The organism is Granulicella sp. L60 (assembly GCF_009765825.1).
GTDB lineage: Bacteria > Acidobacteriota > Terriglobia > Terriglobales > Acidobacteriaceae > Edaphobacter.
The window spans coordinates 812,785-837,823 of sequence record NZ_LMUR01000018.1 but is presented as its reverse complement, the minus strand read 5'-3'; the positions used below and the strand labels follow the sequence as shown (position 1 = coordinate 837,823).

At 53.0% G+C, this 25,039-nt stretch carries 19 protein-coding genes and 1 pseudogene; 8 read left to right on the top strand and 12 right to left on the bottom strand.

What is annotated here, in order from left to right:
* Positions 1 to 301 precede the first annotated feature (301 nt).
* The 3 genes from GSQ82_RS13880 (at position 302) to GSQ82_RS13870 (ending at position 3,822) form a co-directional block, all read left to right on the top strand.
* Positions 302 to 1,099, top strand: a complete 798-nt coding sequence (locus tag GSQ82_RS13880; protein ID WP_158792837.1) for a methyltransferase domain-containing protein — start codon at positions 302 to 304, stop codon at positions 1,097 to 1,099.
* Between the two features lie 353 nt (positions 1,100 to 1,452).
* Entirely contained in the window at positions 1,453 to 2,202 is a 750-nt protein-coding gene (locus GSQ82_RS13875; RefSeq protein WP_158792836.1) for an SDR family oxidoreductase, read from the top strand.
* A gap of 519 nt (positions 2,203 to 2,721) precedes the next feature.
* Positions 2,722 to 3,822 (top strand): DUF1624 domain-containing protein, encoded by a 1,101-nt coding sequence (locus GSQ82_RS13870; protein WP_158792835.1) that lies wholly within the window; start codon positions 2,722 to 2,724, stop codon positions 3,820 to 3,822.
* A gap of 863 nt (positions 3,823 to 4,685) precedes the next feature.
* On the opposite strand, the gene GSQ82_RS25125 is transcribed toward GSQ82_RS13870, so the two are convergent.
* On the bottom strand, positions 4,686 to 5,066 hold the full coding sequence (locus GSQ82_RS25125) for a helix-turn-helix domain-containing protein (RefSeq protein ID WP_254061643.1): 381 nt from the start codon (positions 5,064 to 5,066) through the stop codon (positions 4,686 to 4,688).
* A 138-nt stretch (positions 5,067 to 5,204) separates the two neighbouring features.
* A pseudogene (locus GSQ82_RS25735) lies at positions 5,205 to 5,408 on the bottom strand (AraC family ligand binding domain-containing protein); the annotation flags it as partial.
* Positions 5,409 to 5,452: 44 nt separating this feature from the next.
* Here GSQ82_RS25735 and GSQ82_RS13860 point away from each other — a divergent pair.
* Entirely contained in the window at positions 5,453 to 6,169 is a 717-nt protein-coding gene (locus GSQ82_RS13860; protein WP_158792833.1) for an alpha/beta fold hydrolase, read from the top strand.
* A 205-nt stretch (positions 6,170 to 6,374) separates the two neighbouring features.
* Here the strand turns inward: GSQ82_RS13860 and GSQ82_RS13855 are convergent, their stop codons facing one another.
* On the bottom strand, positions 6,375 to 7,373 hold the full coding sequence (locus GSQ82_RS13855) for an SDR family NAD(P)-dependent oxidoreductase (protein ID WP_216847084.1): 999 nt from the start codon (positions 7,371 to 7,373) through the stop codon (positions 6,375 to 6,377).
* 150 nt (positions 7,374 to 7,523) lie between these two features.
* Between GSQ82_RS13855 and GSQ82_RS13850 the strand changes: the two genes are divergently transcribed.
* Together GSQ82_RS13850 and GSQ82_RS13845 are read left to right on the top strand one after the other, a co-directional pair.
* Positions 7,524 to 7,667, top strand: coding sequence for a hypothetical protein (locus tag GSQ82_RS13850; RefSeq protein WP_158792832.1), 144 nt, complete (start codon positions 7,524 to 7,526; stop codon positions 7,665 to 7,667).
* A gap of 952 nt (positions 7,668 to 8,619) precedes the next feature.
* Positions 8,620 to 9,042, top strand: coding sequence for a helix-turn-helix domain-containing protein (locus GSQ82_RS13845; protein ID WP_158792831.1), 423 nt, complete (start codon positions 8,620 to 8,622; stop codon positions 9,040 to 9,042).
* 686 nt (positions 9,043 to 9,728) lie between these two features.
* On the opposite strand, the gene GSQ82_RS13840 is transcribed toward GSQ82_RS13845, so the two are convergent.
* The 3 genes from GSQ82_RS13840 to GSQ82_RS13830 all read right to left on the bottom strand — a co-directional run bounded on the left by GSQ82_RS13840 (position 9,729) and on the right by GSQ82_RS13830 (position 13,429).
* On the bottom strand, positions 9,729 to 10,673 hold the full coding sequence (locus tag GSQ82_RS13840; RefSeq protein WP_158792830.1) for a LysR substrate-binding domain-containing protein: 945 nt from the start codon (positions 10,671 to 10,673) through the stop codon (positions 9,729 to 9,731).
* Between the two features lie 60 nt (positions 10,674 to 10,733).
* The gene (locus GSQ82_RS13835) at positions 10,734 to 11,762 is read right to left on the bottom strand and encodes a chloride channel protein (RefSeq protein ID WP_158792829.1); all 1,029 of its coding nucleotides are present in this window, start codon (positions 11,760 to 11,762) and stop codon (positions 10,734 to 10,736) included.
* Between the two features lie 239 nt (positions 11,763 to 12,001).
* Entirely contained in the window at positions 12,002 to 13,429 is a 1,428-nt protein-coding gene (locus tag GSQ82_RS13830) for an FAD/NAD(P)-binding protein (RefSeq protein WP_158792828.1), read from the bottom strand.
* Positions 13,430 to 13,596: 167 nt separating this feature from the next.
* Here GSQ82_RS13830 and GSQ82_RS13825 point away from each other — a divergent pair, with 167 nt between their 5' ends.
* Together GSQ82_RS13825 and GSQ82_RS25375 are read left to right on the top strand one after the other, a co-directional pair.
* Positions 13,597 to 14,301 (top strand): hypothetical protein, encoded by a 705-nt coding sequence (locus GSQ82_RS13825; protein ID WP_158792827.1) that lies wholly within the window; start codon positions 13,597 to 13,599, stop codon positions 14,299 to 14,301.
* A gap of 362 nt (positions 14,302 to 14,663) precedes the next feature.
* The gene (locus GSQ82_RS25375; protein WP_256370085.1) at positions 14,664 to 14,786 is read left to right on the top strand and encodes a hypothetical protein; all 123 of its coding nucleotides are present in this window, start codon (positions 14,664 to 14,666) and stop codon (positions 14,784 to 14,786) included.
* Positions 14,787 to 15,312: 526 nt separating this feature from the next.
* Here GSQ82_RS25375 and GSQ82_RS13820 read toward each other — a convergent pair.
* The 6 genes from GSQ82_RS13820 to tssF form a co-directional block, all read right to left on the bottom strand.
* The gene (locus tag GSQ82_RS13820) at positions 15,313 to 16,227 is read right to left on the bottom strand and encodes a zf-HC2 domain-containing protein (protein WP_158792826.1); all 915 of its coding nucleotides are present in this window, start codon (positions 16,225 to 16,227) and stop codon (positions 15,313 to 15,315) included.
* A gap of 15 nt (positions 16,228 to 16,242) precedes the next feature.
* Entirely contained in the window at positions 16,243 to 16,794 is a 552-nt protein-coding gene (locus GSQ82_RS13815) for an RNA polymerase sigma factor (protein ID WP_158792825.1), read from the bottom strand.
* Positions 16,795 to 17,284: 490 nt separating this feature from the next.
* Entirely contained in the window at positions 17,285 to 19,312 is a 2,028-nt protein-coding gene (locus GSQ82_RS13810; protein WP_158792824.1) for a type VI secretion system Vgr family protein, read from the bottom strand.
* Between the two features lie 72 nt (positions 19,313 to 19,384).
* Entirely contained in the window at positions 19,385 to 22,111 is a 2,727-nt protein-coding gene (gene tssH / locus GSQ82_RS13805; protein WP_158792823.1) for a type VI secretion system ATPase TssH, read from the bottom strand.
* A gap of 45 nt (positions 22,112 to 22,156) precedes the next feature.
* Complete coding sequence (gene tssG, locus GSQ82_RS13800; protein WP_158792822.1) at positions 22,157 to 23,230, bottom strand: type VI secretion system baseplate subunit TssG; 1,074 nt, start codon at positions 23,228 to 23,230, stop codon at positions 22,157 to 22,159.
* On the bottom strand, positions 23,194 to 25,038 hold the full coding sequence (gene tssF / locus GSQ82_RS13795; protein WP_158792821.1) for a type VI secretion system baseplate subunit TssF: 1,845 nt from the start codon (positions 25,036 to 25,038) through the stop codon (positions 23,194 to 23,196). The genes tssG and tssF overlap by 37 nt, the downstream gene beginning before the upstream one ends.
* Between the last annotated feature and the right edge of the window lies 1 nt (position 25,039).

The window sequence follows — 25,039 nt, the reverse complement described above, 5'->3', positions numbered from 1 at the left end:
ACATCCACCCCGAAGCAATACGCGAGCTCCTCCGTCTCTTCGAGAAGGCGCCTTCTAAAGATAAGCAGAGAAAAGATCAGAACGATTCGCTGCATATAGCCTCGACGATATGCCATTGCGATGCGTGTGAAACAGCCGTCGATAGTCTAGCCGGGAGATTGGAGAAGTCAGAATGAAAATGAAAACTGTACTGTCTTGAAACGCAGGAGCTATCGGGCTGCCGCTCCAACAGTACGGCCTAAGGTTCGCCATGTATGACGGTATCCATAGCACGTTCACTCTTTAACAAAAAGGATAAAGTATGGCTCAAGTAGGTGAATTCGCTCAACTGGATTTGTCTGACAATCCACGGTACTTCATCGAGTTCCTGGATATGGTAGATCGAGCACCCAAAATAAAGGAGGTCCGAAATTCAACATACAAAGCGATGGACCTCGCTCTAGGCAGCCATGTGCTTGATGTAGGTTGTGGGCATGGAACGGCAGCGATCGAAATGGCCCGATTGGTGGGTGTGCATGGCACAATCGAGGGTGTGGACATCAGCGGCGACATGATTGCTGAAGCGAAGATGCGGGCGCAAGACGTAAGCAACGTCACGTTCAGGACAAGCGATGCGTATCAGCTTCCTTATGCCGACAATACTTTCGACGCGACACGGATGGAGCGCGTTCTCCTCTATATCAAAGACAGAGAGAGAGTCATCTCTGAAATGATCCGCGTGACGAAACGCCGAGGTCGAGTGGTCCTGGCAGATGTTGATTTCGAGAGCACAGCTATTTTCAGCAACGACCATTTGCAAACACGCAAGATGACAGCTCTGATTGCGGATGCCTGTGTCAATCCAACATCTGGTCGTGAACTGCCCTACTTATTGCGAGCTGCGGGGTTGGAAGACATTTCTGTTGATTTGCAAGCTATATCTACACCATACGAATTCTGCTTCCACTTGAGCAATGGGACGTTGCGTTCGGCGATTGAAGGGGGGCGAGTGACACCTCAAGAAGTGGATATCTGGCTTCAGGATCTTGCCTCCATCGAGGCTGCTGGACAATTCTTTCAGTCTTGGGTGTTCACAATCGTCGGTGGTGTTGTAGGGTAGGGTGTCATCTTTGCGGCGTTCGATTAAGTATTGGAGATCTCCCGATCTTTCTCGAGGTGTATTTGCCGTTTCTTGAGGACAGTCACCCGTTACTATTTGATTTGTCAAAGCGGGTCATCTCCGATGCGGATGTGCTCTATCTTGAAGCGTCCAGAGACCGCAGCGGAACACAAAATTGAAGCACACCACGAACACACTACTGGCATCTGTGAGCACAACTTGAGATTTGGCGACCGACCAACAGGTTCCTGCCGCTAACACCTACGAGCGGTCCGGTGAAAGAGATGTCCCAAGACCCCACCCTTGGATCGTCTTCTATCACGCGACAACGCACAACAACCATTCGGAGACCTATGAAAAAACTAGAAAGTAAAATCGCGGTCATCACGGGCGGAAATAGCGGTATCGGATTTGCAACAGCCAAACGCTATGTTGAAGAAGGTGCTCACGTGTATATCACTGGCCGGCGGCAAAAAGAGCTTGACCATGCGATCCAGTCCCTCGGGAAGAACGCGACAGCTGTGCGCGGCGACGTTACCATCAACGCGGATTTGGACCTACTCTACGAACAAATACGTCACGAGCGAGGACGCGTCGACATTGTGTTCGCAAACGCAGGCGTCGGGGATCCGGTTCCATTTGAGCAGGTTTCGGAGAGCTTTTTCGATTCGATCTTTGATGTGAACGTACGCGGTCTTTTTTTTACTGTTCAGAAGGCACTTCCCTTGATGCCTGATGGGAGTTCGACCATACTTTGCGGCTCGTCTGCAGCGACAAAAGGCATTCCAGGGGGGAGTGTCTACGTCGCGAGCAAGGCGGCACTTCGGGGTTTCGCTAGGTGCTGGTCCGTGGAGCTTCAGCAGCGAAAAATCAGGGCAAATGTCTTGACTGTCGGTCCTACAGATACGCCGATGATGCTTAATAACGGCTTGCCTGAAGATCAAATTCCGGCGATCAAAGCAATGTTTGCTACGCAGCTCCTGACTGGCGAGTTCGCGGATCCGGATGAAATAGCGAAGGCTGCAGTATTTCTGGCGTCCTCAGACAGCAAATTAATTATTGGAGCCGAGATCTCCGTGGATGGTGGCCATGCACAACTTTAGCTACAAGAAAGCAATGACCTGTCTCTTTGATCAAAAACGAAATTCCGGTTTGCGTCTCCGCACAAATCTCCGTCGCTCCTTCTTGAAAGCTTGCACGTAGGACCTTCAAGCTGCGCCACACTAACTATTCCATCGGCACAGAGGATCGTGCACGCCAGATCTAGTCAACTCATCTCTATGGACACGCATTACACCACTCCTGGTTGGCCGGAATAAATGCTTGAGCGAAAAATATTGTAAGCAGCGTGCGGACTTTAGCCGGTTATGTTGATTTTCGTGTGCTCTCGATATGAACTTGGTAGTTGACCACGTTTCTGATGGCTATCTGGGTTGCGGGGTCTTGTAAATCTGCTGAAATATCAACGAATACGGAAAGGATGATGTGAATTCTACTGCTTCAATTCGTGCTTTACGAAGGTCCAACTTGGACATGCGTCAGGCTGAACAATTAGTCGGCTCCTTTGAGGCGAGGAAGCCCTTGAGCCGTATTCCCTCAATTGATGTACTTCGGGGGGCGCCATGATTCTCATGGCGCTTGATCACACACGCGATTACTTTGCACCCCAACTTTTGATGACAGACGATTTATCTCGAGCATCGACGGCTTTGTACTTTACGCGTTGGATAACCCATCTTTGCGCTCCCACCTTTATTTTTCTCGCGGGCCTTTCGGTCTATCTTCAATTGGCCCGCGGTAAGACAAAGGCCGAGCTATCCTTCTTTCTGATTACGCGTGGCCTGTGGCTGATTTGGCTGGAGATGACCGTAAATACCTATGGTTGGCAGTTTTCGCTGTCCATGCCTTCCCTTCAGGTGCTCTGGGCTATTGGCATCTCCATGGTCATGCTTGCCGGCCTTATCTGCTTGCCATTGCCGGCGATTGCCGTCACCGGGCTGGCTTTTATTGCGGGCCATAACGCGTTCGATCACGTTCATGCCAGTTCTCTTGGGCCTTGGGCAAATATTTGGCACCTTTTGCATGAGCCGGGCTTTCTTGTAGTCGCAGGTAAGCCAGTGATCTATGTCATTTATCCAGCCATTCCCTGGAATGGGGTGATGGCTCTGGGATTCTGCTTCGGCCGCGTTATGGCTTTGCCTGACGCTTGGCGTGCAAAGTTTACTGTGGTGTGCGGCGCGAACCTGCTTGTGCTCTTTGCCATTTTGCGCAGTTTGCATGGCTATGGCGATTCCACATCATGGACAAGTTCATCGGGTGTGGCGGTCGCTATCAAAGGTTTTTTCAACGTGGAAAAGTATCCGCCCTCTCTGCAGTACTGCGCGGTAACTCTGGGACTTTCTCTTTTGCTCCTGGCGTGGTTTGACTCGCTTCTGGGATCAGGAAAGGCTCTATGGCTTCGCAAATCGGTTGAGGTTTACGGTCGGGTGCCGATGGCGTATTACCTGGTTCATATCTACGTTATCCACTCTGTGACGTTTGTCCTGACCGCATTGATGGGGTATGGGTGGCATGCTTTGGGGCTGCCTCAGGGGTACGGGTTTAGCCTTCCAGCTGTCTATCTAATCTGGATGACGATCGTTATTTCGCTTTACTGGCCCATGCGGTATTATGCGGATTACAAACACGCACATCCGGAGAAGCGCTGGCTCAGCTATTTCTAGACGCATTTCGAGGGCCATTTATATGACGGCCCACCGCTGGAGAGGCTGGATAACTAGAAGCTGAAGCGAGCTTGCAGTTCGACGGTGAGCGAGCCCAGGGCACCTTGTGTCTGGCTAAAGCTCGCACTGTGATTTTGTTGACGATGCCGAAGTTGATGATGTCCGCGCCTCCGCAGATCAGGTTGAGCTGCTGAAGAGGTTGAAGGTGTCTGCGCGAATTTCGTTCTTTGCGTTCTCGCCAAGAACGGGCGTCGTGGGCAGCCCGAAAGCTTGGTGAAGATTGCCTCAACATCGTTGTAGTCCGGTGAATTGAGAGTTACGCGCGACTCCTGTGCTGGTGGCGTTGGTGCAGTTGCCGCGAAGGCTCCGTCTGCGGATGTCAAGTTTGGCACGGTTGAGATGGCGAGGCCACCGAGGGGGAAGTTCTTGTTGAAGCCCGAGCAGTTCGTACCTGGCCCGGACATGAAGGCGGAGAAGCTGCCGGCTGTTCTTCGTGCAGCGGCCTCTCCCCTCAAGTCATCCGCTTTCCAGCAGAGCCGCGGAGTCCCCGGCATGTTGTCTCACGCTAATGTGTGATTGCCAATAACGAAATGCGCGGCACACGGATTCGATTCTCGCGCTTGCGCGTTTTGACAATGTCATAAGACGACCGCATCCTCATCAGCGTATCCATCTTCACTCCAAAATCTTTCTCGATGCGGTGCGCCATATCCCCTGAGAGATCGGCCTTGCCATTGAGCAAGTAGGGGATCTGACATACCCTCGTGAAGGCAGGACAATTCTTGCAGTCATGGGTGTTTGCAATTACCGGTGGTATCGTAGCGTGGGGTTTCTTCCGAGGATGCTTACGCCTTCCTCGAGCATCAACCGACTAGTTCTTTTGCAGCGAGCGTGCGGTCTCTGGTTCTGCGGTACATCGCGATGAAGGCGCTGACACTGTCGTAGCCGAGTTGATGCGCGATGGATGATACGGATTCCTTGTCGCGGAAGAGTACATCTGCACAATAAGTGACCAGAGCACGGCGCCACTGTGCGAAGGACAATTCGGTCTCGATACGAAAGCGTCTGGTGAATGACCGTCGGCTCATGCCAATATGATCGGCTGCGACATCCACGTCCATGATTAGATTCGGGGTCACCATCATGACGGTAGCCAGATAACGCATTGCCGGCAAGCGTGGCAGAGCCAGCGCAAAATTCGTTCTCTGGCCTGCATACAGCAAGTTGCCAATTATCGATCTCACCTTGCCACGCGATCCCGTCAGAAAGCAGCTAAGGTTCAGTTTGGGGGGAATAGCCAGCCGACACGGTCTTGGCGGAAATCGCAACCTTGGAAGCTCTGCCTCCCAAAACGTCGCACCAGTAAAGGCGGTTATGGCGCTTCCGCTATGTGGGCAATTTGCTGGAATCCAGACGAGACTAGGACCGAACACAGCCCACGCCGCATCCCTAAACATCAAGGCCATCTTGCCACGATGTACGTAAACCAGTTGTCCCTCCGAGTGCATATGCATTTCGAGGTGGTATGGAGGCAACCGGAAGTCAACAGGCGCCGTAGAAAGTCGGGCTCCTAACTGTTGGCCCATTTGCGACATTCGACCGTTCCTTTCCGCGTAGTCTAGCACGCTAGATGGTCAATGAATGCAAGAACCTCGAAGTCATACTAGTCCATGGAGGCTGGTCGGATGCAAGCTGCTGGAGCAAAGTAATTCAACAGCTTCGCAAGCACGATGTCTTAGCTTCCGCCACACAATTGTGTCTCAACAGCCTTGAGTCCGATGTCCTGTCACTTGCTCAACACATCGAAAGCCGGTCGGCCAGCCAACTCGTTTTAGTTGGTCACTCCTATGGCGGCGCTGTCATCACTGAGATAGCGTCTCGCTATGAATCAGTTAGGGCGCTCGTCTACGTCGCTGCGTCGGCTCCAGTTGCCGGGCAAAGCTTTGGCGATTTCATGCAACACCACCCCTCGCCCGTTCCGATAGTGCTTACACCGGACAGCTACGGCCTCCTCTGGGCGAACTCCAGCGCTTTCACCAACGTACTGGCCCATGACCTCCCAACTGAGGAAAACTACCTTCTCCATGCGGTGCAGAAGCCGGTTGCATCGGCGCTACTTGGCGATTCCGTCAATGTGGAGGGCTGGCGCCAGAAGCAATGTTGGTACGTCGTCGCCGAAGAGGATCGGCTCTTTGCACCTGCTGACCAACATGCTTTGGCTAAGCAGCTAAATGCCAAGACACGGTCGATCTCTTCCGGGCACTTCGTTCCTCGAAGCCGCCCTGAGGAGCTTTCCGAAGTGATTTTAGAGGTCGTTCGGAGTACCGTAGTTGAATTAAATTTTTAGCCGAACCAAAGCCTGCCACGTCGTCATCCCACATTTTCGGAAAAGTTCCCCACCCTCAAAGGTCCGGTGGTGGCGAACCTCGCTCAGGGCGTTAGGTGAACTGTCATCAATAGGCCAGAAGAAATAATCTTCTAATGGCATTTCTACGAATAATGGCGTGAAAAACAACGAGCGAATTCACGATTGAAGGCAGGATCGCCCGCGTTCATACGTTGTTTGCGCTGTCACCGCCAGTCACGTCGAAGGTTGCTCCAGAGACCATGCGTGCTGCGTCAGATGCGAGAAATACGACCATTGGCGCCATCTCCGCTGGATCGATCCAAGGAACGCCTAGCGGCGATCTCACCTGCAGCACCTTCCTCGCAGCCGCCTCGTCAGCCTTCACATCGCCCGATGGCGTCCGACCCGCGAGTTGCAGAGCCTGTTCATAGCGTTCCTCATGTCGCGTGAGAGCAGTGTCGATGAGGCCAGGGACCAAACAGTTGACAGTAATGCCATGCCTTCCAAGCTCCAAAGCGGCGGACTTCATTAGCCCGATAATGCCCCACTTCGACGCGGAGTATGCAGCACCATTGAAGGTGCCGTGTCTACCTTGAGTGGACGTGGTCATAATGATTCTTCCTGAACCGCGCCGAAGCATCGCTGGACCGAAGGCGCGAACTGTGTTCGCTGTTCCGGTGAGATTGACGTCAATCTGAATATGCCAATCTGCATCCTCCATTTCCAGGAGGGGACGGAACGCCTGGATGCCGGCGTTAGCGAACAGAATATCGATATGTCCGAACTCTTTCTCGACATCGGCAGCCGCATTGCGGAGCTTCGGAAGCTCTCGCTGATCGAGAATGATGCTCTTCCATGTAGCGCCAGCCCCCTTCACTAGCTCTCCAGTTGCCTCTAGATCATCGGGAGTCGCGGGTTCAACGCCCGATCGAGGATCCACGGTTGTGCAGATATCGATGCCAACGACATGGGCTCCGCTGCGTGCAAACGCGACTGCGACTGATCTCCCGATACCGCGCGCCGCTCCTGTTACGACGGCTACTTTACCGCTCAAGCTCTTATCCCACCCGCTTGTCTGCTCCATCTTTTGTCCCTCCATCTTTCCTATGAATGCAGCAGCCGTAAAGGCAGCTGAGCTGGACGTCAAAGAATCTCTCCGCGATAGGGTGTTGTTCTTACTTCCCATGTGATTTTCTCGACTCATATCTTTCCTTCCGCGATTTACGTACTAACTACAGATCAAAGTTTTTCTAAATTTGCAGGAATCAGTGAGGGACGGCTCGGATCTGGCGATGGCCCTTTGGGCTGAGCGTAGGGAGTTTGTGCTCCAGACGAGAATGCAGAAATAAGCAGCATGCCTACAGCGAGCAAGATCATTGGCGTTGCGTGGCCAGAGTTTAATTTTATTTTCCTGCAAATGAATGCTGTCAATATCGACAAGAAAGCTATGTTCATTCTGGTAATCACCTTGCCTCACGATGTAGGCGCGAAGCAGTGAAGCGATTCACTCTTATGTTGGAACATTAGCCAGGATTTGTAGCCATTACATTCACGTTATTGCCCTGATATCGTCTTCTTGCCATTTACTCTTTCCCGCGCGAGGCAAGCAATTCTTTATGAACCTCTCTGATCGGTCGATTTGCGCAAGACTGCGATATCGGCGCAATCTAGTGACGGTTCGTTCCCGCGACAGGTTGCGATAATCAGTAGCAGTTGGAGGTCGATATGCCTCGTCTTAGACTTTGGCTGGCTATCTTCGCACTGATTGGATTTGAAGGATCTCTATCGCGAGCGCAGGGTGAATATGGCTCGTGAGTCTTGCCGTGTTCAACTGATTCACGAGCAGTACCCCTTATAGTTTTGGGGTTCATTGCGAGGCAAGATCGCTTTTTGGCTCGCTATCCGCATAAAACAGCCGGGGCCGTCTTTCTATGGATCTCGAAACCAAGAAACACGGAAAGTCGATTGACATCGTCAATATAGATAGAAGTGTTATGACTCAAAATCCTATTTTAAATCTGCTCGAAGATTCTAGGTTAGCCGCTCGTGCATCATCGCTCCATTGGAACGGGCTGAGGATCGAACGTCACATCATGACAGCTGGCGCTAGGTCAAGTCAGGCAATCGATCAGCATTACCTCATGCTTTGGGAACAGACACCGTCGGTCGGCGAAATAGAAGTAAAACAGGGATCCTTCGCACGTTACAGGAAGCCTCCAGGAACAATAACGACTCTGATCCCGGGTATACGCGGGGCAGTACGAACGAAGTTAGATCACTCCGTGTTGGTGTGCTCTTTACCGCCTCTCTTTCTACATAATCTAGAACTAGAGATGGATCGGCGGCCAAGCGGTCCACTCCAACCATTGCACGGTACCGACGACGGTGCACTCCGAAAGCTCATGCACCTGCTTATCCATAGAGCAGCTGATGGACGAGGATACGACGCAATGGGAATTGAATCTCTCTTTGTGGAGCTCGGAACCCGGCTCCTCTTTGCGTCTCGTTTATTGCCCCAGGAGAAGCCCAAAGCCGATCCACACTTTCCTCGTCATCTTCTGCGTCGCGTGCTCGAAAGAATGCACGAGGAGCTAGATTCAGATCTTTCGCTTTCCACACTTGCCGCAGAAAGCGGATACAGCCGAGCGCATTTCATGAGGATATTTAAAGAGACCATGGGGATCACGCCCCATAGTCACCTTCTCGAGCTGCGGCTGCAGCAAGCGCAGAAGATGCTTACTTCCGCTTCAATATCAGTTATCGACATCGCCCTCGCGTGCGGGTTTCGCAGCCACGCTCACTTCACCGCCTCTTTTACCCGGCGCTTCGGCCTTGCCCCTAGCTTCTATCGAAGATCCTTATCGGTCGGATGAAGCGAAGCGAGTCGCTAAAGGAGACCTTCTGGAAAGCTTTTATGGAAGCGCAGGTTAGAAAAAGAGACTAAGGACGCACTGGACATCCCTAACCGCAATTTCTTTGCCAAACGGGCGTAAACTCTCCAGCGCGAGAAACGTCCTAGTCGCCCTGCTGATTGGCCTCGCTCATGACCAGAAAGCCGATAAGTGCCAGTCTGGTTTTCCTTCATTCACCCAGCCATCATTCTATCCGATCCCAGTTCACTATTTGCACCAGAGCCCTTCATCGAGGGTAAGCCTGAAATGTATTTTGGTGTGCGCAAGCCAGACCGACTGACTGAGTGGGCACCCTCTCACCCAATAAAGAATGGGTGTCCGAATAACCAGTCATGGTCGCAGTCTTGACCGAATCTATCTTCGAGAAATGTTTTGCGAACGCTAGAACATGCTACCCTCGGCAGAGCCGCGCCCCATTTTGGGGCAATGGATGTGTTCTGCGAAGAAATATTACGGGCCTCTGACACGATCTTGGGAATCGATTGCCACGTCTGGTGTACTCCTAGCCGGAGTATCGGATATGAGGCTACAACGTCATAATGACATAGAAGGCTGTAGACGATGCAAGATCCGAAGGTTCAGAAACCTTCCGGCCAAATCCAATCATTTATCGTCCGGGATATCAGAATACGTACCCAAAGAATGGACTAAGCCTTATTCTGTTTCTGGCTATCCTCCTTCATGCGCTTTGGAGCAATGTCATTTGCTTCGCTGAGAAGGAAACTACGGAAAGCGCCCACGCTCCCTGTAGGTAGCGGGCCGGCTGGATAGGCCATCGAGAATCTGCGCGAAAGTTTAAGATCACGGATCCGAGCAAGCTTCAGCGTACCTAGAAAGAGTTGATTTCGCACCGCCCAGCGTGAAACGAAGGTCACTCCGAGTCCTGCTTCAACCGCGTTGAGGAGTCCCTCTGTCGAGTCGAGTTCCATGATGACCCTCAGACTCTTAGTTCGCAGACCAGCGACGGCGAGGGCCTGCTCCACAACCCGCCGCGATCCTGAACCAAATTCCCTCATCAAGAGTGGCTCGCTCTTCAGATCTTCGAGCGCAATCTCATGATCGGCCCATTCGTGCGCCGCAGGCACGACTAAAACCATGTGATCTTCCATGAATGGTTCGATGTGTACATCCTTACGCTGTTCAGGCCCTTCAATAAGGGCTAACTGGATCTCGCGGGATACCAGCGCCTCAAGAATCGAATCGGTATTGCCGCTGCGGGCCTTGAGCAATACCTTCGGATTTCTCTTTAGAAATCCGGCAAGAAACGTAGGCAGCAGATATTGGCTGATCGTTTGCGATGCGCCAATCGTAAGCTCACCCGCCTGATTGCCATATGCTCCGGCGACCGCGGAGATCGCTTCCTCTCCCAATGTCTTCATTTTCTCTGCAAAGGGAAGCAAGGCGACGCCTCCCGGTGTCAGTGAAATATGGCCGCCGCTGCGATCGAACAGCGGAACGCCGAATTCATCCTCGATAGCCTTGATTTGTTGGGTCACTGCAGGCTGGGTAAGCAACAGTTCTTCAGCCGCTCGGCTAAAATTCAAGTGCAGAGCAACGCTACGAAAGACGCGAATTCGGAAGTTCTCCATCATGGTTGAGCAGCTGCTTTCATAAGGAGTACGCAGTAAATATTGCAGCGATGGATACTGCGTCTATCCGGCAGGTTCGACCGTAGCAATAGCATACAGAGAGCGCGACGATAGCGAGCGGGAGACTTTCCACGAGAGTACATTGCCAGCCAGCAAATAAGGGAAGAGGTGCCATTGACCAGTGAGCTCTACCGCCATAAATGTAGACATCCACGGCGCATGAGTTACCGCAGACAAGAAGACGCTCACACCGATGACTGCGAAGAGAGCGGGCTGAGCGACGTGCAGCAGATGTCCAGCGATGAGACCTGCAGCGGCCCCTGCAAAGAGCGTGGGCGTGAATACTCCTCCCACAGTTCCGGCTCCCACACACAGAGCTGTTGCAGCCAGTCGAAGAATCAACAAACACGTGATACTCCAAATCCCAGGAGTCGTTTTGAGAGTCTCAATCAGAGCCAAGTCTCCATTGCCCCATACCGCAGGTCGAACAAGACTCAAGGCCCCGACGGTCAAACCGGCCCACAGAAGAGCAAAGGGTAAGCGGCGGGCAAACCGAAAACTACGCAACATCAAATGATAGAGCGGCGCGGCGACTCCCAGAAGGATCGCGAGCAGAATGGCCCAGAGCATCTCTGGGGAAAGCCGGAATACCTCGGGGACGGGAAAGAGCGGGCCGCTTGTCAGCAACGTGCGACTCGTCAACCATCCGGCCACGGACGCCAACGCCAGCCGCGGTACTTCGGCCCACACCCACTCGCCCAGAACAATCTCGGCAGCGAAAAATACACCGGCAATGGGAGCCTGGTAAGCTGCTCCAACAGCCGCAGCTGCACCGTAAGCGACTTGGCGGGACAATGGAATCGCGGGGAGAGGCGAACGTTTGCCAACCCAGGACGTCACAGCCGTCGCAAACTGGATCATAGATCCCTCGCGTCCAATTGCGGCTCCGGTTGCGACGGAAAATGCAGACGATAGCGTGCGCCAGAGCGTCGGCATGAACGCTATGTGTCCTTCCTGAAAGCGAACGGCTTCGACATAGTCCTCGAAGGGTCCGGCTCGCGACCACCGGCGGACTGCCCAAAGCACAGTCATCGCTCCGAGAGCGCCTAGCACTGGCGTCAGGAAACGGCGCATCGGAGATACTGATGCCGCAGCTTCGGGTAAGAGCCCAGTGTGTTTCACAAAAACCCGCTGCAGTAAGCGGAAGAAGAGCCGTACACTTACGCAAGCCATACCGCTCACTACTCCCAGTACGGCTGCCCATGTTCCCGCAGCAAGGGTGATTGTAGGGCGTTGCTCCAAGGGATGCGCCTGCTCCAGCAGGACCTTTATCATGCCGCCGATCCCTGCACAGGCAGTTTAGTAAGCTGGTTTCCTGCGACCTGCGACTGCATTCCTAGTTGGAAATTTCGCGTCAAGTTCAACCGGCTACGAAGGGTCTCGGCCAGACCAACAGCCTGTTCGCGAATTTCGGGAATCGCAATTGACTCCAACAGTGTCCCAAGTCGGCCCGGCCCAAGATTGTAGATGCGCTCGGAAACCTCGCCATTTGCGTCCATTATGGCGCCATCATGGCCACATTGGAATCCGCCCCCTAGCGGTCCCGCAGAGACCAGGCCTTGCTCAAAGAGGCGATGCAGCAGCGGCGAATCGACACGCCGGTAATTCATGCTGGGTCCGGTGCAGTTGATCACGCGAGCTGCGCCAAAGCGCTCGGTTGTATGCGCTGTCCGAATGCTGACGACCGTTCCACTGTCCTCCGCCTCAACCCCTGACAGGTGTCCTTTGCGGATCACAAGTGTGCCGCCCCACAGTTCCGCGTCGATGACGTCTGCAATCGGTGGGGCCATGCGATGGCGTACGATATCCCAACTCCGCTGCAGATGGCGGCGAAAGCGCTGCTGCTCCTGTAGCGGTAGCGCAAGCCAGAGATCGTTCGTCGTCGCGCGCAGGCTGTCTATCGCTGCTCTCCAGTCCGCGCCACCGCGGATTGCCATTCGAAACGCGCGAAGATATGCCAAGCAGGTAGGCTGCGTATTCTGAGGGATCGTGCTCTCGGCGATCGGCGTAGAGAGAGCATGACGACTCGGAAAGACACCATGCCGCGAGATAGCGGTAATTCTGCCACGATGGCCCAGTTCACGTAACCGGAGAACGACATCCACACCTGTCAGGCCGGTCCCAATCAACACAATGGATGCCTCGGGATCGAGATTCGCATACGTCGTGTCGGCCCACGCGTCATGGCAATACGCGCCCGCCTTGATCGCATCTTCACCGACGCCCGGCAATGCAGCAGGGGCGAAGTTACCGGTTGCCAGTACCACCAGATCTGCTTGGAGTTCTTGGCCATCATCAAGAGTTAGGACCGCTCCAGCACTCACGGCACGATAGTCCACCACCGAGGCACATATTTGTTCCAGGCCGATGTCCTCGACAAGGGAATGGATGTAGCGTCCGAAGACAGCACGCGGAGCAAAGGTCATGTCGTCCGCTGCGGTGTCATAGTGCGCTCGTAACCAGTTAAGGAAGTGATCTTGCTTTGCAGGCATTGCGCTGATTTTGCCGGCTGGAACATTGAGTAAATGCCGCAGGCTGGGCGTTGAGTATGCGAGTCCGAGCCCAAGCTCAGGCCGAGGTTCGATCACGATGACCCGGGCGTCAACGCAGTGTTGAAGGAGATGGTATGCGGCAAGGGTTCCACTTACTCCACCGCCGACAATTGCAATTGTTTGGGTTGCCGCGTCCCGTGTCTTCATGACTCAAAGCTAGGCTTGCCCGGCGTGTTTTGGAATTCGCAAATTCTTATGAGGCATAAGCCCATTCCAACAACGAGCGATGACAGCTCGCTTATACGGCATCACAATTACTTCTTGGACCTCGAGCCTCTCTCGGATCGACACTTGATTTCGAAAGGGAATCCAAAATGAACATTATTTCTCACCGCTTCATTCTCAAAATCCTTGGACTAGCAATCCTTATGACTCCGGTAGTAGTTGAAGCGGAGATTCACTCTACATCCAAAGAGATCGTCGTGATGGATCCACACGATCTGCCAGAGCAGGCCAAACTGCCGGGCAACTCCCTTTTCCTTCATTCTGACGATGCTGGTAGTACTTACCTTTTCGTAGAGCAGCAACAGGGTGCACGCCTGTCAGTCTTCGACGTGACTGATCCAGCTCGCATTAAAATGGTTTCCACAACTGCACTGAACGTGTCAGGAGCATTTGACTTTATCCGCCCGCTTGATGGACGAGCCGAGCTAGTCCGCTTTCGAGATGGCAAGGGGGTCGCGGTGCTCGACCTGCACAAGCCTAGCAAACCTGCTCTCCATATGGTCGACGCACTCGCAGATCTTGGCCTGACTCAGCCGCTAGGCGAGAGCGGCTTTCTTGCAGTGAACGAGCCGTATGATTATGTTCGGGCCACACCGCGGGACTTTCAGGTGGTTGATATCTCGATACCGTCCGACCCGAAGTTGCTCGCCACAGTGAAGCAGGTAAAGCACCGTGTCGTCAACGAGGACACCGGCACAACGTTCCTTCTCGGGAGCGATGGCCTCACCGTCGTGAGACGCCTCAGCGTTGAGTACGACTACAAAGTGCGTCAAATGCAGATGCAAGGCAACTAATCCCTGGTCGGCTCTTTAGGATATCCACTAAATAGAAGCACCGAGGCCGCGCTGCTCACATAGCAGTCGCGGCCTTTGCTAACTCCCTCTACTTCGCTACATACGTATCAACCTCGATTCGCGATCTCGGCGCTTAGCTCGCCTCCATTTCTGTGAGATCTGGCGTCCTCCAGAGATTGCAAGAATTCGGTTCGAACTCATTTGCAAACTTGAGGAGGATTCCAAGTGATGCCTGATGGAGTTATTGGCTTTGGTTCATTTACTTCCCAGTCCTCAGCCTTCTCGCTGCTGCAGGAGGCGCGGACGCGCACGCTGGACTTCTTCAGTTCGCGTATCCGCAGCCCAGAGTCTAAAGCGAGGCGGTGCGCAGTTCTCCGGCATCGGCGCCGAGCAGCATCGTTGATATCGCCCAAATGGAGCCCATCGATGTGGCTGCGTTTGTAAAGACGCAGTTCAAGCTGCGCTCTAACCCCACAGTAAAGTAGCGGCTGGGTGCACAGCACATGCCCTTCGGCTGGATTGTGGTCTTCCAAATCCCGGCCATGCCTGTTAGAGGAACCGAAGCATTCGCAACGGCGGGCAAGATGCCGTCGCTGCAGGATGACGAGCCCGAACTTTTATCGATGCGACCGGCACTACTTCCCTGCCCAGTCTCGCGCTATCGGGCTCCTGATCGATCTGATGATCTACACATTTCCCGCGTCGACACGGCGGGTTCGATGCATGAGCAGTACCCTTTTTAAGGGTAGGGCCCATTGCGAAGCAAGATCATGTCTGCACAATCAGCCCGAATCGTCTTTCTGAGGATTTTGAAAAAGGAAGGACCGAAGGTCAATTGACAATCGTCTACATACATAGAAACGTTATGGCCAAAATACCAGGTTAAATCTGCTGGCAAATTCCCAAGCGTGCGGCCCGTTCCGACTGCCTACAGAGATTCGTCAGAGGAGCAACTTCAAGTAGGGCGTGGGGGACGCTTAGGGATAAAAGCCGAGACTTTTTGTCTTTGCGTTAAGGGATTGTCAGAAATATTGTGTCCAGCGAAGCTGGCAGAGAGGGGATTTGATTAGAAGAGGCGTTGCTTTGTGTGTCCGAAGTGCGGCTTCGATGACAGAGTATGCAACTCCCTGAACCGGTCATTGTCGCTCGGGAGACGGCGACATAGCTGAGCCCCCTATTCCGCCATGAAACAACATGCATTGCATCTCGGTCGCGCGCGTGGAGTATTAATCCGTCGGATCGAATGAGCGTTCCACCTGTGTCGATTGGTAGTGCGCCGGGACCAACAAGCATGCTGATCTGTTCATTGGAGAGACGAAATGAAACCAGTGCAACACGCTTGCCATTAACGTTCATCACTTTTCCCCCGATGAGCTCGTACTTCGCTCGATCATCAGCAGCAATCCCGGCGTTGGCCAGGTGGAATGGAAAGGACACTCGTTGCATAAACCACTCGGAAATCTTTCCGGAAGATTCTGTCTCGATGTCGAGAGGAAGTCTATTCTGCTGCAAATCGCGATGAGCAGCCATCGCGATTTGCAGCATGGCAGTGGTCTGCCTGGACCGTTGAAAGCGAAAAAAGAGAGTGACAGCTACCGCCACAATAAATATAGCGGCGATGGAAACTATTGACCGCCCCCATCGAAGATTCCTCCGTGGTACGAGTCGTGGCTCGGCAAGCACCTGCACTTCTCGGTTGCCGCCAGCTGCTAAAGCTGCCATGACCCGCTGTCGAAGAGCCTCAGATGCGTGAACATGGCGACGTGCGGCGCGAATTCTGCTAGAAAAAGCTTGGGCTTGTTCAAGTGCCTGGTGGCAGTAGCCGCATGACTCTATGTGCTGAAACAGTTCTGACTCTTCATCGGGCTTGAGTTCTCTATCGATGAGGAGTTGAACTTTAGACCGAATTTCCGTACAGCTCGTCATAACTTCTTGTCCCTTTCACGATACCGCGGCTCTGCCAGTCTGCTCCGAAAGCAGCCCCCGTAATTTGGCACGCGCCCGTCCCAGGCGCGACATGACAGTTCCCATTGGACAATTGAGGACCGAAGCAATCTCTAGGTACGACAACTCTTCAAATTCCCGCAAAATCAGAACCTCTTGAAACTCGGATGGCAACTTGCCGATCGCAGTTTTTACACGTATCGCGTCTTCCTCTCCCTCGAGCTGAGTTTGCGCATCGGGAAAATTGCTGGGCAGCCCGTCAATGATACAGGCGTCGTCGTCTCCTACAACAAACTGCGGTCCTCTACGACGCCGTCGAAGCTCGTTGAGCCACTGATTGCGCAGAATCGTAAAAAGCCACCCTTTGATGTTGCTATCTTCACGTAGCCGGCTGTATGCTTCGATGGCGCGAACATAGGTTTCCTGAACAAGATCCTCCGCTTCTGCGGTGTGCCTAGTGAGCGCGAGCGCGTAATAATACAACCCGTCAAGGTACTCAAGTCCATAGGCTTCAAAAGTTGATGCGTTTGCTCTGGGAATGGTTACCATACCCCTATTCTCTAAATCCGCGCGCGGCCTGCTTTTGAAATCGTCTCATTTAGCGACTAACGTTTTACTCACACTGCTTCGGCGATTGTAGGATTAGCGCGCGATGCTTGAAAGCATCGCTATGTGGACAAAATTTCAACCGCAGTTGGTTTTGTGCCTCCGCTGTCGATCGCCAAGCTCTGTTTTATTAACTGGGCCGACAATCATCGGACGCTATAATAAATGGATGTTCAAGCGTAGTCGGTTTCCGGTCGAGATCACTCTGGTCTGTGTCTGTTGGTCCTGCAAGTATGGGATTTCGTAAGGGATCCGACCGAGATGATGCAGGAACGCGGCGTGGAAGTGGACCTATCCACGCTCATGCGTTGGGTTTATCGCTATGCGCCTTAGCTCGAGAAGCGGGTACGGGCTCAGCAGGGCTATGGCTCGACATCAGGGCGAGTGGACGGAGCAGGCGGCAACCCCAGAGAATATACGGCAAAACCTCCGCTTACATCTTGCCCCCCTTCGTTCCGTCATCCGCCTCATCAGGAGACTCTGGGACAATAATTGTCCCAGCAGTTGCCACGATCGAACTGCCGACACCCTCAATCATGGTCAACGCTCCAGAGATGTTCACCCCTGTAGGACCGATGGTGATAGAGTTGCCAGCAGCTTTGAGGCAGATTTCGAGTCCACTCTCGATGATAAGCATCATACCGGCTTTGACATTCACTTCAGATCCAGCGCTGAGAGAGTAATTAATTCCAACTTCTTCTGCCTGGTTCTCCCCGACATATAACGAATAGTTTTGGCCCACATTTGCAGCGCAATTTCCTAAGATATCGCTGTGTCGATCACCAGTAACCTTCTCATACCGACACCCTTTGACAATGAGCGAGTCCTTGCCGCCTACATATTTGCGATGATCTTTCTCAATGCGATGGTCCATATCTTTTTCAGCATTGAGGAAGATTTGTTCACTTCCCGCTTTGTCTTCAAAACGGAGTTCATTCGCGTTTGCAGCGCCGCCGCCTTTGGACGATCGGGTAAGTACACCCGAGCGAGTATATTCAGTTGCCGGGTCGTACCTGGGCTTATTTACTCCGTTATAGAGTGAGCCGACGACGATTGGCGCGTCCGGATCGCCCTCAATGAAGTCGATCAAGACCTCATCATTGATACGAGGCCAGAAATAAGTACCCCATCCGGAACCAGCCCATGCCTGTGAAACCCTAAGTAGCGTGTTATCTGTCTGGTTAGGTGGTCTCGTGCGATCCCACCAGAACTGCACGCAGACACGCCCATACTTATCTATATAAGAATCTTCGCCAGCGGGTGCGACGACTTTTCCGGTGACAACTCCATTAACGCGTGGCTTCGATGTTGTCCGCGCCGAGCGGTAGGCGAGCGCTCCCGGTTGTGCGGTGAAGATATTGCGATATCCCCTTTCGATTGCAGTATTGCAAAATGGCGGCTCCTGCCTAAGACTGTGCTCGACGCTTAATACGAGATACTTAGAGTTCAGTGCAGGGTCTGGATGCTTCTCCATGGTAAAGGTGAAGCCTGATATTAAGAGGCTTGCGTTCGACTCACCGGTGATCTGAATCTCCTTCGTATCACTCCTGTCACGAGTGACATCCTGCAGTTGACTTTCAACTTCTTGAATCCTGCCATCGCTTCCACTGGTTTTCGCCCATGCGGAGGGGCCATCCGCATAGTCGTACCACTCATGATTATTATCGCCGAGAACTGCTTTACTCGAAGAAGATGGAGGGTTGCTCTCTTGTCGCGCAAACTGGGTAAAGCGGTACTCCCATAGCGTGTGTTTTCCAGTAACCAATGCATAACGAACCCCGAAGTAATGCAGATGCATATCATAAAAACCTTCGCCCGCTCTCTCCAGCTCGGGCATATATTTATAGGTGCTTTTCACTGGACATGGCGCGAGTTTTCCAGAGTTGTCGGCAAGCACCATGACGTGATCGTTCTCTGTATGCGTGAAATAGAAGAAAATGCCATGTTGCTCCATGAGACGTGTAACAAAATCATAATCAGTCTCACGATACTGTGTGCAATAGTCGAGTGGCTGACATGCCTCCTCAGTATCGTTCCTGGATGTTATGGAGTAAGAACCAAGCACATTCTTTATAATTTCGATTACGGTCAGATTCTGGAAGACTCGCGACTGCGTATTGAGTGTCAGCAGCCATAGGCTTGGCACTACAACGGCTCTGTAAATAATTACAGGTGTCTTGTCACCTTCTAGTGATGAGTCGTGGCCTACGAGTTCCAGGCTGCGTACGATTCCGTTGAAATAGCGGTGCCCATCCTCACTGTAAGAAATGCCGAGTGTGACACGTTTTCCTATCAATAAGCCTGGTTGGATTGGGTTTTCGGGAAGGCTTAGTACCTCCAACTCCAACTCCGTAAGAGTCGAGATAGCCTCACGTCCTTTAAAGCCGTTGATTAGAACGGCGTTTTTACCTAGCGGAGTGATGAGTGTGAGCTGACGGTTGTCTTGTGAGTATGATGGCATGTCGTTTGCTACCGCTTCCTATTTCTAAGGCTGTTCAATTCTCAGAGACGCCATCTATTACAGCTAGCTAATCTATGTTTCTAACGGATGAGACAAGTCGACCTCAGTCGTGATCCCTCTCTTTGTAGTCCATTTGTAAATGAACCTGCCCGTTCGATCAACGCTCAGAAAAACGGCGCTCCCTGTATCGCCCGTTGCCATATGCAAGAGCAACTCGCGCGAGATTTCGGGAAGCATGGTATTCGATAAGATGTTGTCCACGTTTCGTGCGCCACTTTCTACTTCCGTGCAACGGTTAGCTATCTCGGCGACGATAGTGTCCTCGTAATGAAGGCCGACCTTGTGATTTTCGCGCAGACGTCTGATAATTTTATTGAGTTTGAGGCGGATGATCTGCTTAAGCGCTTCGTCGCGAATCGGAAGATACGGAACGATCAACATACGCCCAAGAAAGGCCGGTTTAAATATCTTGTTTAGCTCCGGCTTGATCACGCTGACTAATGTCTCCGGAAACGGCATTGTCTCAGGATCAGCAGTCAACTTCATTATTGTTTCAGTCGTGGCGTTGGTGGTGAGGATTATCACTGTGTTTTTGAAGTTGATGACGCGCCCTTCACCATCTTCCATACTGCCCTTATCGAAGACTTGGAAAAAAAGCTCAAGTACATCTGGATGAGCTTTTTCCACCTCATCGAGCAAGACCACCGAGTACGGCCGACGACGGACTGCCTCGGTCAGTATCCCTCCTTCGCCATAACCCACGTATCCCGGCGGAGAACCCTTAAGTGTGGAAACAGTGTGCGGTTCCTGAAACTCGGACATGTTAATTGTGATGACGTTGCGCTCTCCGCCATATAAGAGGTCAGAAAGCGCAAGCGCAGTCTCTGTCTTACCCACGCCACTTGGACCTACGAGTAGAAACACGCCGACCGGTTTTCCTGGGTCGTCAAGACTAGCGCGCGAAGTGAGTATGCGCTGTGAGATCGAATCCATCGCGTAATCCTGGCCAATCACACGATTTCGCAGGAGAGAGGAAAGCTCCAGCACAGTCGAAAGCTCATCGCCGACCATCTTACCGAGAGGAATGCCAGTCCAGGCTGAGATCACCTCTCCGACCAACTGGGCATCAACTGCGACCCGTAGCATCGGATTTTCGCCTTGTATCTCGGCTAACTCATGCTCAGCCACCGCTAGAGCTTCGCGAGAGGGCATGCATAAAGCTTCATCCGCCAATGGAGCTGTCGAATCGTCATAGGGGGAAGTGCATGCATTGGCGCATTCAAGCGCTATCCGCATCGTACCAATTTTTTCAACCAGAGCGATCTCATACCGCCACTGTGCACTGCTGACCGCAAGCTTGTTCTGCTCGGTCAGAAGCGTTTCGGCGATCTCACAGAGCCGTTCTGTATGGTTCGCTCCAACGATTTCTTCGCGAGTCAGCATACGCGTCTGTGTTTCGAGGTCGGCGATCCTTCGTTGCGTGTCTTCGATGACACCAGGCGTAGTGTTCTGGCCAAGAGAGAGCCGCGCACAAGCTGTATCGAGCACACTTACTGCCTTATCGGGTAATTGCCGTCCCACCATATATCGGTGCGACAAACGCACTGCTGCTGTGACAGCTTCGTCCAGGATACGTAATCCATGATGCTTCTCGAGAGCGGGTATGAGGCCACGTAGCATGGTTGCGCATTGAAGCTCGATCGGCTCCTCAACCTTGACAACTTGAAAGCGTCGCGCGAGTGCTGCATCCTTCTCAAAGAATTTCTTATACTCGGACCAGGTGGTTGCCGCGATAGTGCGGAGTTCACCGCGCGCCAGCGCAGGTTTCAGCAGATTGGCTGTGTCATTCTGTCCGACCTGGCCTCCAGCACCGATCATTGTATGCGCCTCGTCAATGAAGAGAATGACTGGATGCGGTGATGACTTGACCTCCTCAATCAATCCCTTGAGCCTGTTTTCGAATTCACCTTTTACTCCCGCTCCAGCCTGCAGCAGAGCGAGATCCAGAGAGTGAAGCTGTACATTGCGCAAAGACGGAGGCACATCGCCGGCTGTGATGCGCAGAGCAAGACCTTCGACAATCGCTGTTTTTCCCACCCCAGCCTCGCCGGTCAGAATGGGATTGTTCTGGCGTCGGCGCATCAGGATGTCAACCACCTGTCGGATCTCCACATCTCGACCGAGTACAGTGTCGATCTTTCCTCCGACGGCAGCCGCAGTCATGTTCACGGTGTACTGATCGAGATGAGTAGTGCGATATTGCACACCAGCTGCAACAACTCCAGACGAGGGACCAGAATCAAGCCGCACAGCGCCAAAGTTCGTCGTCCCTTCGCGAGACGAGCTAACAATGTTGAAGAAATTGCTATGAAGAGCTTCTGCGGATATCAGCTGCAGTTCCGCGCTGATATCGCGAACTGTGCGCGAGAGTTCATTGCATGTGAGCAAAGCCAGCAGGGTTGAGCCTGAGCGAATATCTCCTGCCTCGTGGTCGAGCGTGGCCAACGTCCACGCTTCGGTAAACATTCGTACTAACTGAGGGCTCAATGTGGGTGAGCGAGCATTGCCCGTCTTTAGTTTGTCCAGCGAACGTTCAAGCTCTCGGGTGAGTCGCGACCGATCTACCCCGTAGTTCTTTAAAATGAGAGCGATATCGCTATCTAGATCATCAAGCAGCCTAAGCAGGTAGTGCTCGATCTCTATGTCGTAGTGAGTGCGTGCGACACAAAGTCCTGCGGCACCTTCCATAGCGCTGCGACAGGTATCATTCAGTTTCGCAATCAAGGACTTCAGGTTCACGTATTGCTCCTTTTTAGTTTTCGCTCGCTCTAGGGGACAACGCAGTTAGTACACGCGGTATACAGCGTCCTCGGCATCGTGCAGAAAGGGTCGGTTCTTCAACCAGCTCTCGAATCCGAGCCTGCCCATTTCATTTTGTTCCGAGGTAAGTAACACTCCTGGCACCTCTTCACGCGCCAGCACCAGACATACTGCAAAGTCGAACTCTCCCTGCCCGAAAAGCCGCAACCAGGCTTCCAGTTGCGTGGCCGCAAGACCGCCGGGAAGAAAGTCCTGATACTGTTTCAGAGACATAGGTCCTAGCCGTACTGTTACCGTGCCGTGTTGGTCCCATACTGCATCGCCGACTATTGTGCCGATGCCCAGAGACTCCGATTGAAGGCTGGTGTCGTTTAGATACGTCAAATCCTCTTTCGGCAAAGGATGCCAATTGCCAGTAAACTCGTCGATTCGCACGGGAACTTCAAAAAAATCACCGAGCAGTTGCTTCAGAGCCTGCGAGGTTGGTACATTGCGGCTCAGCAGACCCGCGTAGTAAAGCATTGTTTCGTCGGGTATTGCAGTGCGTTGCAACAGGCCAGCACTGCCAAATCCGAGCAAGCTGTAAAGGGTCGCCGTGACCTGATCTCCGCTGATCTGTCTTTGTGACTTGTCCAGCTCATAGCTAATAAAAAAGCGGTATTTCTTCCAACTGCGGTAGAAAAGGGCAGTAAAACGGTGATTGAAGATGTCAAAGAAGTCACCCGCCGCGTAGTCCTTTTCGCGCATCCGGTCCAGGAGATGCTCCGCATAGCGATGCGGCAATGGTCCATTTATGGTAGTCAAACCGAGAAAGTTGACTTCCATGTCATTCGGCTGTGGATCGTTTTCGCGAAAACTATGCACTTCGCTCGCTGGAAAGTTAAGCGACGTGCGAGAGGAGAAGCGCACCACCTCGCTTTGAGGAGATACGAAGTAACCTACCGGCATTCGCTCAGGAAACAGCCGCTCCAATAGGCGCACAGCTTGGAAGAAGCCTATGGAAAATGGTTCTTCGCGCAGCATATGGAGCATCGCCTCATGCTTGCAGGAGATTTCCACTTCTATAGGAGCACTCGACTGCCCGCTCGTGGTGTCCACGTTCCCAATCCCTCCTTTCGTAGATTGCTCTCTGCGTGTAGCTGACAAAAACTGTTCATTGACACGTAGGAGCCGAGAAAACGTTCCAGTACGCTCGCAAACAGGTACGCTCCACCATTTGCAAACTGGCTTTCGTCGAGTTCTATCTCGACGCGCGTACCCCGCGCCGGAGTATTGCCATAGTCGGCACGCATGATAGCAAAATGTCGTTTGCTACGCATGGCAACCAGTCCCGCGATCTGAGACTCAAGTTGTGCAGATTCAGAGAAGTTGTGGATACGGAGAATCTCCTGCAACGCCGTCAGGCCCCCTTCACTAAGCGAAAGATAATTGAGCGATAGCTGCGAGATGAGTCGCCATAGCTGCCCCTTGCCAGCTGGGGGGGCCAGAGAAGAAGTGGGGCGATGCAACGCACGAACGAGCTGAACACGCGCGAAATTCTCGGCATCGAAGTCACCATCCACGGAGCCAAAACTTAGCTGCGATGGCAGATCGTGGTTGGAACAGGTGCAGTGCACTGTTAAAACCTCCGCACCCGGCTCCGTGAGTGAACCGTTCAGATCAGCAAGAGCCAGGAAGACGGACGAAGGCTCTCGCTCTTCAAAAGACAAATATCGACGGTTGGCATGCCAGAATACGCCTTGCTCGGGAACGATCGTGTTATAGCGATAGGCATAGAGGGGAGCGAGTGATGTGGTCTGACGTCTGCTCGGATTGGTTGCAAGCACGTCGTCGATAGAGAACACCTCCATCATCCGGGGGAAACGTGCGTCGGCCACTAAGCGATACTCATGCTGCTTCTGGGTCAGGAGAATGGGTTCGGCAACTTGCGAAAACAAGTTAATAGCGGGTGTGCAGCCGAGCCGCAGTGTTTCCGTTGTGACGCCAACCTCTAAGGTCTGCTGGCGCTCCGGTCTCTCGAAGCGACCGAAGTGAAACAGAAGTTCGACCTCATCGCTCGAAGCAAACGCCGACATGACATCTAACCCTGCGAGGTCGAAAAAAAGAAATTTCTGCGGGAACGCAAAGTACTCCTGTAGAAGTCGGTAGCTGTCGAATGAGCGCCTCGGATACGGTAATAGGCTCTCCTCTTCCTCAAAACCCACTGGTCTAAGCCCGGAATGCGGAACCGGAATGATTGGCCCATCGACCACATGAGGATCTCTCATCACGATCGAGATACACTTGCTCGCCAACAATTCGTACAATGTGAAAATCACATTGCTGTCGCCTGCAATGTAAAAGCGCAGTGAAGAGATCCCGAGTGCACCAGGCTTAACGTCTTTACCGCCACGGAGCACCACACGCAGAGCGGCCGTGGCACCGGCGACTCTCACCGGACGTGACAGTTGCTCCGGCATGCGCCAAGTACACTCGGCCACCGTGATTGGCCATAGCTCAACCGGATATGTAGTGCGAAAACGGCACGCCATGCCATCCACATTTCGCCTCGTTCTGAGGGCGGTACCTCCGGGCAGTGTTAGCGCTGCGCCTTGTTTACCGGCGCTCTCAGAGTCTATCTGGCACTCCACTACGGTGATCGCAGGAATAGGCCGCAGATAATGCGGGTAAATAATATTGAGCAGTGAGGAGCTAAGCTCCGGCAGATCGTCATCTAGACGTAGATGAAGTCGAGCCGCCAGAAAGGCAAACGACTCGATTAAGCGTTCGACGTGGGGATCTTCGCAACGATCCGGTTCAAGTAGTAGTCGACTCGCAACACGCGGATACTTGCGGCCAAACTCCCCACCCATGTCGCGGAGATAGCTAAGTTCCCGTTCGTATGAATCCAGCAGTTCAGGCCGCATC